The 16,011-nt window shown below is 31.9% G+C and carries 12 protein-coding genes; 9 read left to right on the top strand and 3 right to left on the bottom strand.

The genetic code is table 11. The features are described 5' to 3' along the window. Positions 1-3: 3 nt before the first annotated feature. Together ltrA and P700755_RS10920 are read right to left on the bottom strand one after the other, a co-directional pair. Entirely contained in the window at positions 4-1,257 is a 1,254-nt protein-coding gene (gene ltrA, locus P700755_RS10925; RefSeq protein WP_015024730.1) for a group II intron reverse transcriptase/maturase, read from the bottom strand. 599 nt (positions 1,258-1,856) lie between these two features. Then, positions 1,857-2,717 (bottom strand): reverse transcriptase domain-containing protein, encoded by an 861-nt coding sequence (locus tag P700755_RS10920; RefSeq protein ID WP_083858499.1) that lies wholly within the window; start codon positions 2,715-2,717, stop codon positions 1,857-1,859. A 930-nt stretch (positions 2,718-3,647) separates the two neighbouring features. Here P700755_RS10920 and P700755_RS10915 point away from each other — a divergent pair. From P700755_RS10915 to P700755_RS10890, 6 genes are all read left to right on the top strand, one after another. Beyond that, positions 3,648-3,851: a helix-turn-helix transcriptional regulator gene (locus P700755_RS10915; RefSeq protein WP_015024728.1), complete on the top strand. Its 204-nt coding sequence runs from the start codon at positions 3,648-3,650 to the stop codon at positions 3,849-3,851. Continuing rightward, positions 3,852-5,810 carry a DNA methyltransferase gene (locus P700755_RS20760; RefSeq protein WP_015024727.1) on the top strand — a complete coding sequence of 653 codons (1,959 nt, stop codon included), beginning with the start codon at positions 3,852-3,854 and terminating at the stop codon, positions 5,808-5,810. Continuing rightward, positions 5,810-8,434 (top strand): DEAD/DEAH box helicase family protein, encoded by a 2,625-nt coding sequence (locus P700755_RS10905; RefSeq protein ID WP_015024726.1) that lies wholly within the window; start codon positions 5,810-5,812, stop codon positions 8,432-8,434. Before P700755_RS20760 ends, P700755_RS10905 begins: the two co-directional genes overlap by 1 nt. A 415-nt stretch (positions 8,435-8,849) precedes the next feature. Further along, on the top strand, positions 8,850-9,431 hold the full coding sequence (locus P700755_RS10900; RefSeq protein WP_015024725.1) for a hypothetical protein: 582 nt from the start codon (positions 8,850-8,852) through the stop codon (positions 9,429-9,431). 384 nt (positions 9,432-9,815) lie between these two features. Next, the gene (locus P700755_RS10895; RefSeq protein WP_015024723.1) at positions 9,816-11,198 is read left to right on the top strand and encodes a hypothetical protein; all 1,383 of its coding nucleotides are present in this window, start codon (positions 9,816-9,818) and stop codon (positions 11,196-11,198) included. Between the two features lie 484 nt (positions 11,199-11,682). Next, positions 11,683-12,333, top strand: a complete 651-nt coding sequence (locus P700755_RS10890; protein WP_015024722.1) for a hypothetical protein — start codon at positions 11,683-11,685, stop codon at positions 12,331-12,333. A gap of 18 nt (positions 12,334-12,351) precedes the next feature. On the opposite strand, the gene P700755_RS10885 is transcribed toward P700755_RS10890, so the two are convergent. Continuing rightward, positions 12,352-12,957 (bottom strand): recombinase family protein, encoded by a 606-nt coding sequence (locus tag P700755_RS10885; protein ID WP_015024721.1) that lies wholly within the window; start codon positions 12,955-12,957, stop codon positions 12,352-12,354. Positions 12,958-13,268: 311 nt separating this feature from the next. Here P700755_RS10885 and P700755_RS10880 point away from each other — a divergent pair, with 311 nt between their 5' ends. From P700755_RS10880 to P700755_RS10865, 3 genes are all read left to right on the top strand, one after another. Further along, positions 13,269-13,691 carry a hypothetical protein gene (locus tag P700755_RS10880; RefSeq protein ID WP_015024720.1) on the top strand — a complete coding sequence of 141 codons (423 nt, stop codon included), beginning with the start codon at positions 13,269-13,271 and terminating at the stop codon, positions 13,689-13,691. Positions 13,692-13,702: 11 nt separating this feature from the next. Beyond that, a complete protein-coding gene (locus P700755_RS10875; protein ID WP_015024719.1) occupies positions 13,703-14,044 on the top strand; it encodes a hypothetical protein in 342 nt (113 codons plus the stop codon). Positions 14,045-14,566: 522 nt separating this feature from the next. Beyond that, on the top strand, positions 14,567-15,913 hold the full coding sequence (locus P700755_RS10865) for an IS110 family RNA-guided transposase (RefSeq protein ID WP_003441052.1): 1,347 nt from the start codon (positions 14,567-14,569) through the stop codon (positions 15,911-15,913). Positions 15,914-16,011 lie beyond the last annotated feature (98 nt).

The following is a 16,011-nucleotide window of genomic DNA, read 5'->3' as shown; positions in this document are numbered from 1 at the left end:
AATTTAGACCAGTTTGTACCCCAATTCCCAATGATAGAACAAATTTGGATAAGACTTTGTAATAAACCTAAGCCATTTTACAGCTTTGATTTTGCTTCCTTTGAAGCGTTTATACTTGTTCAATATCCACCTGATCATACGATTATGTAGGTAATAAAACACAGGCTGTAGGCTCCTTCGACTTACCTTTCCATAATACTGAATCCAACCACGAAGCTTAGGGTTCAGCAGATTTGCCAAATCCTGTATCCCACGTTGAGTTTTGTTATGGAAAGCAAGTTTACGGAGTTCTCCTGTGATTCGAACTTTGGACTTTCTGCTCATTTTACAATCAAACTGAAGGAAGCTTCCGCCCTTTTTCAATTTGAACCTTATCGGTTGAAAGCTGAATCCTAAGAAATCAAATTGCACAGGATACCCTTTGAGGTATCTGCCATCCTTCTTGCAGTACACTATTTTGGTCTTTTCAGGATGCGCAGTTAAACCGCACTCTGTTAGACGTTCTTTTAGAACTGCAAGTGTATGAACAGATTCCTCATAGCTTCTACAATGGACAATCAAGTCATCTGCATAACGCACCATCTTTACCTGTGGATAGTATTTCTCTAACCATTTATCCACACAGTAATGCATATATAGATTAGACAACAGTGGACTGATCACCCCTCCTTGAGGTGTCCCTTTGCCAGTGGATATTTTAACCGTTCCATCTTCTAGTATTACTGGAGCTTCCAGCCACCGTTTGATGTAGAGCAACACCCACTTCTCTGAAACATGACGTTCCAAAGCTTTCAACAGAAGGCTATGGTCAACATTCTCAAAGAATTCTTGTATGTCTAAATCTATCACCCAACTATATCGCAGTACGTTTAGACGTACAATTTCAATAGCTGTATGTGCACTCCTGTTCGGACGGTATCCATAAGAGTTTTTAGAAAATATGGATTCCAATCTAGGTTCAAGGTACTGCTTAACTACTTGTTGTGCTATCCTATCGCTTACAGTGGGAATACCCAAAGGTCGGGTTTTACCCCCTGCCTTGGGGATATTAACCCGCTTTACCGCAGATGCAAAATAACTTCCTGATGCTAGTCTGTTCCAAACTTTGTACAGTTCCTTGGAACGTACTCTATCGAATTCCGATAGAGTTTGTTGGTCTATTCCAGCACTTCCTCTGTTACTTTTTACCTTCTTGTAGGATTCCCACACCATCTCCTTGGTTATGGGGATCGACTTTGTTTGTTCTTTAAAAATCATCCTTACAATTTTAAGTTGTTCCTAAATTTAAACTGTATAACTGAAGTCCTTCGCTCCACTCCCATTACAGGAGTTTCAACGCTACTACAACTTCATCCGCAACCTATGTGCTCATTAGTAATCGACTCACAGGTATTTCCTGCTTGTGTTTTCCTTTTCCCATAGCACACAGGATTCCTGTGGTTCCAAAATAAAGCCTAGATAGAAGTCATGCCCGCTTTATGACGGTTGCCGTGTAGACAGTAATTAGGCTCCCTCTACACTTATCCCTGATTCCTCGATATAAGTCAGGTTTTGACAACAACTAGTCTTTTCGTCACTTCATCGCAAGGTTCGCTTTCGCTCATCTCTTCTATCCTTACCTGACTATTTTAAATAGCCTTTTCTTCTATCGCTTCACACATCTTTGTTGCCTTGGATGCGTCATAGAAGTGGTTTGATGAGTTTTCCTAAAAACCCTCATCGGAGGACCTACCTCCATCTTTATTATAGCTTACACAGCACACATCGAGTGGATGGCTCCTCCATTAATTGACGGAGTGCACCCCTCACACCACCGAACATACGGGTCTCGTATACGGCGGTTCAATAATGATACATCATCGTTTGTAGTATCCTACTAGACTAATATAACCCCTCTTTTTCAACCGCTCCATTGTGATGGTTTTGCCAAGTATTGGACTTTGAGCTACTGCCCATCCTCCCATTCTCGTTCTGCTCCAAGCATAAGCTTGTCCTTGGTCTTTCCCCAACCGAATTAGATTTTTCCTCTTCCGTTCGGGCTTTTTCCAATGATGCCAAATACAATATCTCAGTCTGTTTCTTAGCCATTCTTCCAACTTTTTAAGTTTGGCTTGAATGGATGCTTGTTTGTAATAATTAATCCAACCTCTGACTAACAAATTGATTCGATGAATTCGTTCGTTGAATTTAGCGGGAATTGTCTTTTTGGTTAACATTTTAAGCTTTGCTTTAAAGGTTCTCCATTTCGACTTTTCTACTACTAATTGATACTTCCCTTTTGACCCCTTTTTATAGGATGCGACAAAGGAATGTCCTAGTAAACTAAAAGTTAAAGGATTACGAATACGACTCTTCTCTCGATTTACCGGTAACAAAAGTTTTTGCTTTAAATACAGGTATAGATTGTTTCCTACTCGTTTTGCAGCTTTCTTACTTTTTACATAAACACTAAAATCAACAGCATATCTCATGTAATTTAGTTTTCTACTTTCAAGTAATTTATCTAACTCATTGAGTAGGATGTCTGAAAGTAAAGGGCTTAAAGGAGAGCCATGCGGAACCCCTTTCTTTCGTTGCTGTAATTTACCCTTGATAAGTATTGGTGCTCTAAGAAATAAACGCAATAGTTTTAGGGTTTGCTTGCACTTTACTTTTCTGTAAATCAATTCTAACAGCACATAATGTTCTACTTCATCGAAGAAAGACTTAAAATCAATTTTTTACTTGTCCGATGTATTGTTTCCCGTTTGCTTGTAAAGTAGATTTAAACGATTGCACACTGCTCCCTAGTTGGGATAAACATGGAAATAAGCTGCGTATAGATTCTCTTTGATGTTAATTTCTTAATCATTTATACTTCATTCGTTCAGTTGTCTCGCTTAATCAATGGCTATTTTGGTATTAGGCAACTGCCCTTAAAACATACCAACGCTCCATTGTCTATTAAAGACCATTATTGTTCGGTCCTTCATTAATGTTCAGCTCATTAACTACTATGACTTCGGCTGACTTCTCTATTATACCAACTCGTGGTTAAAGAGACCTCCCCAGGTAATTACATCTTCTTTCACTCGATTCCTGCCGTATCTACATTAATACACTTTTGGCATTCTTTGGGCTTTACAATGATTTGGTTGCTTACCCGTGCATAAATGCCTCGTGTACGGTTTCTGTCCGTCAGTACCTAGTTTTGTAGCGGTATTTGCTCATTAATCAATCACAAATAATCTTCAGTCCCAACCTCATGGTTGGCAACCTTGCAGCTTACTAATGGCTCAAGGCGTTGACCATGCCCATAAGGGACTTGCACCCTCTAGATTAATACATTATCTTCGATATAATAAAGACGCCCATGCTGGGCACACACACCGTATATAAGCTATGGCTTGGTCTGTTCTTATTTGGAAAATATGCGGCTTTCCAAAAGATAGTTTATATTTGGAGAGGTTCGTGCTAAAACACGCTACAGCTAATATACATAACCGTCAGGTGCAAGCCAAAAAAAAGCCAACCGCACAAAAAAAAGAGTGGCGAAAAAGGCTCACATTGTTTTTTATCCCGTCGCCACTTCTGACAATACAATGAATATATTGATTATAATTCAATGACCTTTGCTATCTTTCTGATAAATTTAAAAAAGGTTTAAAATGAACCGAATAAAAGAAGGACTAAAAGACAAAGGAATAAGTCAAACTTGGCTTGCGGAAAAAATGGTGAAAAGCTACCAAACTATTAATGAATACGAAAGAAACAAGAGACAACCTAGTTTAGAAGATTTATACAAGGTTGCTGGTATTTTAGATTTTAATATATCTGAATTATTAATAGCTAATAAAAAAGAAAACATTTAAATGCAAAACCTACAACACGAACTTATAGAATTACTAAAAACGCAAGAAAATTTAGTGATAGACAACCAACTTAACAAAAACAAAATAATTGAACTCGGTTTAAAAGTAGAACCACAATTAATTGGTTTGCTAATTAAAAGCCCAACATTTAAAAAACATTTTTTTACAGAAGTAGAAAATATATTGGTTTTTGATAAAATTAAGTTTCAGCGTTTTGTAAATAACAAATCTTTTTTACCAGACAGTTATACTGCTTTTAAAAACAAAATTGGTTTAACCATAAATGACGATTCAACTGGCAATTTTATAAAAACTAAAAATGATGTTGTTTTAGCTTGGCCACACAAAGATTGTATATTGGAAGGTGGACAAACCAAAGAAGACCAAAAAAGAAACGAAATATTTTGGAACGAAACACTTGCACCTGACAGCGTAGATAGATTATTAGATGCAAAAGCATTTACCAACTTCAAAAAATACGACAAAGATGGAGAGCATAAAGTAACAGAAATTAAAGGAGACGAAAACCTAATATTAAAAGGTAATAATCTTTTAGTACTTTCTTCTTTATTAAAAACTCATAGAGGCAAAATTAAACTCATTTATATTGACCCACCTTTTAACACTGAAAATGATAGTTTTAGATATAATGACACTTTTAATCACTCTACTTGGTTAACATTTATTCTTAACAGATTAGAAATAGCAAAGGAACTTTTGACAGACGATGGTTTAATTTTCATACACTTAGACCAAATTGAGGAAGCGTATATGAAAATAGTTTGTGACGAAGTGTTTGAAAGAGAAAACTACGTTAATACAATTACTGTGAAATCATCAACACCAAGTGGAACAAAAACTGCTCATAAAGACAAAACCATAATAAAACAGAAAGATTTTATATTAGTATATCGTAAAACAAATAAAGCAAGGTTTAATCCTCAATATAAAAGAAAAAGTAATTGGGATACACATTTTAATTATTTTTTAAATAGAGATAAAGGAACAGTAAGTTCTTTTTTAGAAATCTTAAAAGAAAACAAAATACTTTCTCAAAAAGAATCTATAAGAGATTTTAATATTAATAATAAAACACATCGTAAGTTTTACTTAGATAATATGGAATTAATTTGTCAAACTCAGTCCCATAAAAACGAAGATTTAAAATTTAAATCTAAAAACCTAAAAAACCAAGTCCTTTTTGTAAATAAAGATGAAGAGAATGAAGCTATGTTCTACAATGGTCGTCAATTAACGCCTCTATCAAAAAGTGTACACGAAGTAATTTACAATGGTTCAATTATTAAAGATTTTGGAATGTTATTATGTGATTTCTGGGATGATATAGATTTTCAAAACACCCAAAATGAAGGTAGTGTAAGCTTTACAAATGGAAAAAAACCAGAAGAATTATTATATAGAATTATAAAAATGGCTACCAACGAGGGTGATATTGTTCTTGATTTCTTTGTTGGTTCAGGTACGACCCCTTGTGTTTCTCACAAAATGAATAGAAAGTATATTGGAATTGAACAGATGGATTATATTCAAGATTTACCATATAACAGGCTGGTAAAAGTAATTGAAGGCGAACAAGGTGGCTTATCTAAATCATTAAAATGGCAAGGAGGCGGTTCTTTTATTTATGCAGAATTGATAGAATATAACCAAAAATATATTGCTAAAATACAAGAGGCTAAAACTAAAGAAGATGTTTTAAGCGTTTGGAAAGAAATGGAAGAAAAAGCATTTTTAAATTTTAAATTCAATAAAGATATTTTTAACGAGCGTTTAGATACTTTTAAGACGGCTGCTTTAGAAATAATGAAACAGTATTTAGTAGAAATATTAGATAAAAATCAGTTGTACGTAAACTTTAGTGAAATAGAAGACGAAAGCTTTACTGTAAGCAAAGAAGACAAAGCACTTAATTATTTATTTTACAAAAAGAATAATTAATGTCAGATTTATTTAGACCAACTCAAAGCGTACAACGTTTAGATAAACGTATTGCCACTAAAATTGAAGATGGCGATATTGATATACAGATATCCGCTACGGTAAAAAATAATTTAAAATTTGCACCACGTCCATATCAAGAAGAAGCCTTCACCGCTTTTAATTATTATATGAACAATCCTAAACTAAGGGCAAAACCTACACAAGTGTTGTTTCATATGGCAACTGGTAGTGGTAAAACCTTAGTAATGGCAGGTGCTATTTTAGAATTGTACAAACAAGGGTATCGTAATTTTATTTTCTTCGTAAATACAGATACTATTATTCGTAAAACAAAGGAGAATTTTTTAAATCCTAAAAGCTCTAAATATTTATTTAAAGAACAAATAAATATTGATGGCGTAAATGTAAATATAACAAGTGTAGATAATTTTGAAAGTACCAATACAGAAGATATAAATATTTTATTTTCTACTATTCAAGGCTTACATTCCAAACTAAATGCACCAAGAGAAAACTGCATTACATTTGACGATTTTGCAGACAAAGAAACCGTTTTAATAAGTGATGAAGCACACCATATAAATGCACTTACTAAAAAGAAACATTCAGCAGGCGAAAAAGACAACATTACAAGTTGGGAACATACAGTAGAACGTATTTTATCTGCAAGTCCTAACAATATAATGATGGAATTTACTGCAACTTTAGAGTTGAGTCATCCAGCAGTTGCAAGTAAGTATGCCAATAAACTATTATACAATTATCCTTTAGCGAAATTTAGAGAAGATGGTTATAGTAAAGAAGTACAAACCAATCAAGTAGATTACGAACCAATACAACGTGCTATTGTTGCAGTTTTAATAAGTCAGTATAAAAAAAAAATATTTGCAAGTAATGGTATCATAGCAAAACCCGTAATATTATTTAAGTCTAAAACCACAAAAGATAGTGCCATAATGGAAAAGGCATTTTTAGACGAAATTAGAAATATGTCAGTTGTTAAATTGGAAAAGTTAATACAATTGGACAATGAGATTTTAGATAAAGCAATTGCTTATTTTAGATGCTTGGATATTTCTTCACAAGGCTTAATAGATGAAATACGAGAAGATTTTTCGGAAGATAAAATTATCTCTGTAAACTCTAAAAATGACAGTAACGACAAACAAATTGTAATAAATAATTTAGAAGATAAAGAAAACGAATATAGAGCAGTTTTTGCAGTAGACAAATTAAATGAAGGTTGGGATGTATTAAACTTGTACGATATTGTTCGTTTATATGATACTCGTGATGCAAGCGGAAATAAACCAGGAAAAACAACAGTTGCAGAAGCTCAGTTAATTGGTAGAGGAGCAAGATATTATCCTTTTAAATTAGAAGAACATCACGAAATAGATAAACGTAAATACGATAATGATTTAGATAATGTATTGCGTAATTGCGAAACGCTACATTACCATTGTTCTCACAATCCAAAATATATTCAAGAATTGAATTCGGCTTTAAGACAAATTGGTTTATTTCCAGAAGAAAAAATAGAAGTAGACTTAATTTTAAAAGACGAGTTTAAAGAAACTTCATTATATAAAAATGGTTTCATATTCTTAAACAAAAAAGTTAAGAATAGCCCTAAAACACTTTTAGAATACCAAGAGCCAGATATAATAAAAAAGCATACGTATGCTCTTAGAACCAATCGTTCGGCAAGTACTACTATTTTAGATAACACTTCTGTAAAGCGAAATAAAGTTCAAGCCAATTTTATGAATAAACATTCATTTCATAATTGGAATACAACTTTAATTCATAAAGGATTAAGTAAAATACCTTTTTACCAATTTGCCAATATTCGTAAGTATTTCCCAAGTGTAAAATCGATGGAATATTTTATTACCAATGATAAATACTTAGGTGGAATAGTAGTCGAAGTTACTGGTTTACAAAAAGACACAAAAGTGTTATCTTCTAATCAAAAATTAGATATTGTAATTGCTATTGCTACAAAAATAGCTAATGAAATTTCTACAATGTTTGGTGATTACAGGGGAACGAAATCTTTTTATAGAGAACCTATTAGAAAGTATTTTAAAGACAAAAAATTATCTTTTTCTGTAAACACCAATACAACGGCCGAAACAGGAAAACCAACAATGCGTAACGATATAGACCAAAAATACTTTATAGACTTAAATAATGCAGATTGGTACGCTTATAATGAGAATTACGGTTCATCTGAAGAGAAATTTTTAGTGAAATATTTTCACAATAATTTAGACGAACTAAAAGAAAAATTTAAAGATATTTATCTACTTAGAAACGAACGATTTTTTAAACTGTTTAGATTTAGTGACGGTAAAGCGACTGAACCAGATTTCGTGGTATTTATGAATGACAAGTTTTCGGATAAAGAAGTTATTTATCAATTATTTATCGAGCCAAAAGGAGACCATTTACTAATGCAAGACGAATGGAAAGAGCAATTTTTAATTGGAATAGAAGCGGAAAATGTAATTGAATTGTATCAAAACCAAGAATACCGATTAATTGGTATGCCTTTTTATAATAAAGTACATAGAGAAAATGTGTTCGAAACTAAACTGAATGAAATAAACAAATAGCCAACGCAAGTGCAAGCATATTTAAAGTTTGCTCGTACCTTACAAATTTAAAAGAGCTTTCACGCCAACGCTACCAAGTTTAAGGAAAGAAAGGCCAGACACCCAATCTATTGGATGGCTCCGCCATTAATTGACAGAGTGCACCTTTCAACAACACTGTACTCTTCGACCTTGCACAGGACAGGCCAAGCGGGTATCTTATAAGGAGGTTCAATAATGATACATCATCGTTTGTAGTATTCCCTTAGGAAGCTTTAATAAATTCTTTCTTGTTACCCCTTATTTTTAGATTAACTGAATTATAATGAGTTATTAAGCTGGATTATTCATTAAATTTTTTTTGCCTATTTAAATATTTCATATTATTTATTTTAAAATATGAAAACTCAATTTTTATATATAGATTAAGAACTATATGAGCAAAGAAGATTTGAGTAAAAAAGATTTAAATGAGCAAACAATAATTTTTCCAGAGTCAGAAATAAAATATTTGTACGCATGTGGTGATGAAAACAGGAAAATTGCAAAGTTTTTTGAATACAAAAATGAATATGGGTCTAGATATTTAAAAAAAATACGGGTATATGCTGACTGTAGAACAGAAAAAGCAGAATTCAAAATAAAAATTTGTGATTTAAATTCTAATAATGAACCTGGTCTTATTGTTCATGAAGAAAGGTTTGTAGCTAAGGAAGGTTCTTTCTGGATAGAAAAAGATGTTATAAATGCTAAAATCGTTATACCAAAAAATGGACTCTTTTTAGTAGTTGATTGGATTAAAAGCGAGGAAAACAAACACAAAGTTAATTCTCTTCGAAAAAATGGAGAAATGAAAATACACATCAGCTACGAACCTTCGATTGGGTCATTCCCTTCTGAGAAGAATAGCACTTGGCTAATGCTAAATGGAAAATGGAAAAAAGATGAAATTATAAACTTACCGCTGGCAAAATATAGAGGAAGCTACAGCGATTTGGCTATCGAACTAGAGTTTTAAAACTTCTTATCCATCTACCCTTTCTCCCTACTTCGACTCCTTTAAAGCCCTTCAAATCCCCCCACTGAGGTGGGGCAACTTCAATTAAATTGGTTCTTAATGAAACATCCATCAAAGTGTTTATGCATCTAATATAAGAATCCTTTCTAAGTCTATTTTCAATTTTAGTTAAGGCGGTAATGTCTTAACGTATTTCACTTGGGTGTCTTAGCATTAGGTCACACTGGTCATTTAATTGAATTTAATCAGTTCAAGATTATTTATATAAATGCAGACTCATCACTCTTTTTTATCAATTCCTAGATAAATAATAAATCACGACACAACTTTTTCATTTCTGACAATATAAGTCAAGGGATTGGTCCCTCTAAATATATATACTTGATGAAAAAATATTACATAATAGTACCAAAAACACTATGTATAGACAAGATTTTGAATCAATCTAAAACCAATAAAAATTATAATGTTGATTATTTCTATTGGCTAGTGAGTCAGGTTTTAACTAAAAACACTTATGATTTTGAAGGGAATATTGAAAATGAATGGAAGGCGTTATGTTCAAAAATATTAGAAAAGCACCCTTATAATTACAAAGAGCATTTAAGGTTTCTTTGTAGTAATCAAGGGACGTTTGACAAGATTTTGTGGCGAAAAGAATACTCTGTTGGTCAATGCTATTCTTACAAATTATCACCTTCTTATTTTATAAGTAAAGCAAGAATTTATGAAATAACCGATAAAAAATTATTGAAGTATTTTAAGAAATTAAGGCCTGATAAGATTGTTTTCAATAATAAATTTAAAAGGAGGTACAAATTCTTGGCTAAGTATTTCAATAATAATGATTTAGAGATTGATGAAAGTGGAGCTATAATGAAGAACGATGAGTTATTTAAAACTGGTTATTTCGACCCCACGAAAAAGGTATTTAAACAAAGAAATAATCTCAAACAAATATGTTCTATTTTAAACCAAGAATTTAACATCAATTACAATAATAAAACTGACGGCAGAATACACACCATTATCACCTCCTTAAGTAAACCACTCCGGCACTACATTACTTATCGTGGAAAAGATTTAGCAGAAGTGGACCTATCAAATTCGGTTCCACTTTTTTGTTATTACATCTTAAAGGCGATAACTAATCCTAATTCGAATAAATATTTGGATACAATTATCAATCAATCTAAAATCAAGTATCCTTTTAAAATGTTTAGCGAAGGAGCAAATATATTGGACAAAAAGGAGGTTGAAGCTTTTGGGAAAAAAGTATTAGATGGAACTTTTTATGATTGTTTTGTTAATGAACTCTCTCTTTTAGACAAGAAAGATAAAGATTTTAATAAAGATGAATATCTTAAAAAAAAGAGCATGAGTATTTTCAATACTGAAAAGATAGAACCACGAAAGATTATGAAAAAAATAATTCTTTCGATGATGAATGCCAAAATAAGCCAGTACAAAATTGAGCAAAAAATATTCAAAAATGAATTTCCGACTATCCTAAAATGGATTAATGAGTTCAAAAAAGAGAATCATAAACTCTTCTCCTATCTTATGCTACAGACCGAGAGCTATTTTATGTTGGATATTGTAGCAAGGAAAATAAACAGTAACCACGGAATTAATATACCTATAATAACACTCCACGATTGTTTGATTACGACTAAAAGTAATTTAGATACATTATACTCTGAAATGCAAAATATACTCAATAGAGAGCTTGGTTTCACTCCAAAATTGACAAAGAAAGAATGGTAAGGGTAGACTTTGTTTTATATCCTATAAACCCTCTCTTTTAGACTCTTTCAATTTTTTTCTATAAAAAAAGACTTCTTGAGAAGTATCAATTATGAATTTAAATATGGTAAACCATTTATATAAATATGTATAGAGTTTTTAAATAGTCTAAACCAAAAAAGATTGCTGTTATTATTCTAGTCTTACTAGTCTAGTCATTATATGTTCTAAGAAAACTCTGTAACCCCTATATATATTGACTTCATTAGATGTTTAATTAAATTTCAAGTTATTATTTTTTCTTTTCTTATATACAAGTCTATAAGTTCCTTTTCAAGGTCAATCAGCATTATTTTTTAAGCATATCTTATTTACCTTATCTTTAGATACTCTTAAGTTAATAACTGAATTAGTAATATTTAACATAATAAATAGATTATGTTAAATATTCAATAAACCGCTAAACTTATTCATATCAACTGACTATAACTTAAAAGAAGATGATATGAAAACAGTAAAAAATGTATTACCAGAATTTCTAACAAAGAATTATTTATACAGCTATCCTGGCTTAAGAGAAGAATACAGAAAAACTAACGTGGAAAAGATGCAACAAACTGTAGAATACTTTTTCATTTCCTTAGGGTTCAAACTTAAAAAAGCAAATGAATTTGAGGTTAAAGGCAACAGGCATTACAAAAGTGAAAAGATTGAATTTAAATTCAGTTATTATGAGATGGAGAGAAGTGTACATAAATATTTTAGTGTTACTAGAAATGGTAGAAGGAGCAACAGAACAATAATCGAAAAAATAGCCCAAACTTTGAATATAGAAGCCTATAAAATAATAGAAAAGGATATTGATTGTATTGTGAAAAAAGATGGCAGAATTAATTGTGAAATTAGACACGATACAATAATCGTTGAAAGTAGCATGAGAAATGATTTGGGTAGACCTTACGCAGCTGTTGTTGAAAATAAGGGAGAAGTTATAGATTGGTTAGTTGAGATAGAAATCGAAACTGGGAATGATTTTAAAACACATACCTACGCAATTAGTCAAAGCTTAATCAACAAAAGAATAGTCGTAACAGATTACATTAAAAATGTACCTATCAAAAAATATGTAAATATAAGGAGAGAGGATTTTTGTTAAAATGCAGAAAAACAGAGATTAGTTTGAGCTAAGTGCTGAAGACATCTTTTTAATTTTTGTAATAGTATTTTGATGAAGACCAGTGATTTTAGCAACTTCTACATTCTTGTAGCCCTTGTCAAGTAATTCAGTAGCTTTCTTATTCTTAGTTTTGGTCAAAAATTTAATTGGGTTTTCTTTAGTCCCTTTATTTCGTCCTCTATATACTCCCCTAGCCTTTGCAATAGAAATTCCTTCTAGCTGTCTTTCTCGAATTTGGTTTCTTTCCATTTCTCCAACAGTAGCTAAAATACTAATCATCATTTTTGAAATTGGATTTTCTTTTCCATCTTGACCTAAAGTCTTCAATCCTTGTTGAATAAAATAAATTGGTGTTTTCAAGCTATTGAATAAATGTATTGTGTTAATTATGTCACGGAGGTCTCTGCCTAGTCTGTCAATTTGATGTACGTGCAGTTCAAATTTTATCTCCTTGTCTATAAAAGTCATTACTTTTTTTCCACCGGTTCTTTCCGAAAATGGAATACTCCCAGAACAAGTATCTTCTATAAGCATATCGTAATCACTACTATTTACTTTTTGCCTATCGGAAGATTGGTCAAGACTCGATATTCTAGTATACAATATTTTCACATAAATAGATTAGTGGGGTTAACACCCTAATTTTGTGACAAAAATACTCTATTTTGATGATTAAAGGACCAATTTCACTGAATTAAAAATCACAATATCGTGTGTACTCTAAAAATGTGATTGATTTAGTCAAAGAACAATAAAAACGACATTTTTTTGGTTAAAATTTTAAGACCATAAAAAATTCACTAGGTTTATATAAATAAAATACGGATAACACAACTTGTTGTGCTATCCGTATGTTGCCTACAATTGCAGAATGCACTCTGACGGAATAAACCAGATTAAAAAAAAATACAACTATGACAGCTTACGAAATCCTTGATAATGGTGGACCCGGATGCCCAGGTGAAACAGCCCGAGTTATGACAAGAAATTATATCGAATTTAAATCTCCATTTAAATCCAGTAATTCAGTAATTAGGAAAATTTTGAATGATAGAGATGTTGTATACAAACAAATAGGAATGGATGTATTAAATTCTGTGTTAATAGAAAAAATTATACAAAAAGCCAATGGCGAAATACTTTTTGCTGCATTTGTAGAAATGGCAATTACTAATAAAACAACAAATAATTTTAACGCAGTGATGGAAAACTTTGACATATTAGTAGAAGTTATGTTAGATAATTATAACAGATTAGTACCTGCTAATAAAGGAATTTATGACTTTACTAGTTTTAAAAATAGGTTAATGTTATTTATGAAAAGTGAACTAATTTAGCAATTCAAAATATGTACAATTATAGTGAGACTAAAGAAGGCATAATCAAAGATTATTTCAGAGAAAATGGCGAAGCAAAAGCACGTAAAATAATAACAAAAATCAATAATTCTAAACATACCGGAAGCTTCATGTACCAGAGTAGAAGCAGAAGAATGACTCCCACAGCAAACGATTTGGGTTCTACAGTTTTAAGTAATGTTTCGTTAAGTTTTGCGAGACCATCAACTGTGAAATTTGCATGCTTGATTTTATTAGATAAATGGAATAATGAAATTAATAATGACCTATACCTTGCTTCTGAAGAACGACTAATAAGTATAATAAGGTCTGTTTATCAAAATATTCATTAACTAGCTATTATCTACAAACTGTATGTCAATTGATTTAAATTAAAGTGCAATTTTTATATTAAGTGTTAGTCTCTCTTAAAACAGAACTGAACGTTGGACGAAAAGCGGGCGATACAAAAACAACTGTAGGCAATAAAATATATAATTTATTGCTTGTTCTCGCCTACTTAAGAAAATCCTTGCAGATTTTCTTGGTCTGTAATTATTTACTAAGTTAGTTGCTTAAATACGCAACAAACCATATACGTTATGGGCAATTCCCCTCTTTTCCAAAAAAAAAATAATTACTTTAAGGTAACGTTTGTATCTTACTGGCTAGCCCATTGCAAGATCGATTTCAAATTGATGCCTTAAAAGCTCGTGCGCAATTCTGGTTGGAATGTGAAAAGCCTTTGATATTGACCTATCAAAGGCTTGTGATAATTACACTGATGAATCCTTTATGGATATCTCGTTCAGAATATTTTCTTGTTTACAATATACATTCTCTTTGGGTTTTTTATTCATCTAAAACCAAAAATAATGGCAAAGAGAAAATTAGAAATGGAAATCATCAATCCTAATGCAGCTGGAATTGATATTGGCAGTCGCTCACATTTTGTAGCAATTAATCAAGACCTCTCAGATGTAAGAGAGTTTGGAGTTTACGCTGAGGATATGAAAGAATTACTCAAGTGGCTACTTGAAAATGACGTGAAAACTGTGGCTATGGAATCTACAGGTTCCTATTGGCAAAATTTATTTACTGAATTACAAAATTCCGCTATAGAAGTAATTCTAACCAATGGAAAATTCACCAAAAATATCCAAGGAAAGAAAACAGATGTACTAGATTGTATGTGGATTCAAAAGTTACATACCCTCGGACTTTTACGGGGAAGTTTTTTGCCTGATTTACAAACAGAACATCTAAGAACCTTAGTAAGGCATCGTGGTAATTTAATTGATACAACTTCAAAAGCCTCTAAAAGAATGGCTCAAAATATGAGACTGATGAATCTTAGATTGGATGTAGTAGTAAAAGATATTGTGGGACTCACTGGTTTACGCATTATAAATGCAATATGTAATGGTCAAACCAGCGGTGAAGAACTTGCAAAGCTGAGACACGGAAATTGTAAAAAATCTGAAAAAGAAATAGCAAAAGCCCTACAAAGTAATAACCGTCAAGATTATTTATTTGTTTTAAAACAAGAACTACAAAAATATCAAGATGCACAAAGATTAATCTTTGAATGTGATATAGAAATAAAAAAGATTTTGGATCAATGTATCAATCAAGATGATGTGAAAAAATCCCTTTGTATTGATAAGAAAGTACATAAAAGAATAAATAAAAACACGCCGAAAAATATAGATTTAAACCTCATTTCTTATCAATACTTTGACGGAATTGATTTGTACGCTATAGAAGGTTTTAGTCACGGCACTGTACTAACTTTAATGAGTGAACTTGGCGAAAATGGCATCTTAAAATTCCAAAACGCACAACACTTTACATCCTGGCTTAGATTAGCACCAAATAATAAAGTCTCAGGAGGAAGAATTCTTAGCAGTCGAACACCTAAAGGTAGTAATAGACTTAAAATTGCCCTAAGACAAGCAGCAAATTCAATTGGAAATCTAAAAGATACCCACCTTTCTAATTTCTTCAATAGAATTGCCTACAGAAAAGGGAGAGCTGTTGCTGTTTCTGCCACTGCAAGAAAATTAGCCACCATACTTTGGAATATGCTTTATAAAAAGCATCAATACAATCCACCTACTGTTTACGAATATCTTGACCAAAAAAGAAAGAGAAAAGTAATCGAACTTCAAAAACAAATTGCTAATTTAGATGCAAGAATGACTAAAATTAAACCCGCCTGAACGCCAGTAAAAACAGGGTGTAAAAAAAACGTTACTCAGAATTAACAAACATCCAAAGTCGGAACAAACTGAAAAAAGACTCAAAACAAAAGTAGGTG

Source organism: Psychroflexus torquis ATCC 700755 (assembly GCF_000153485.2).
GTDB classification, from domain to species: domain Bacteria; phylum Bacteroidota; class Bacteroidia; order Flavobacteriales; family Flavobacteriaceae; genus Psychroflexus; species Psychroflexus torquis.
The sequence above is the reverse complement of the archived record's forward strand: the minus strand, read 5'-3'. Positions and strand labels throughout refer to the sequence as shown.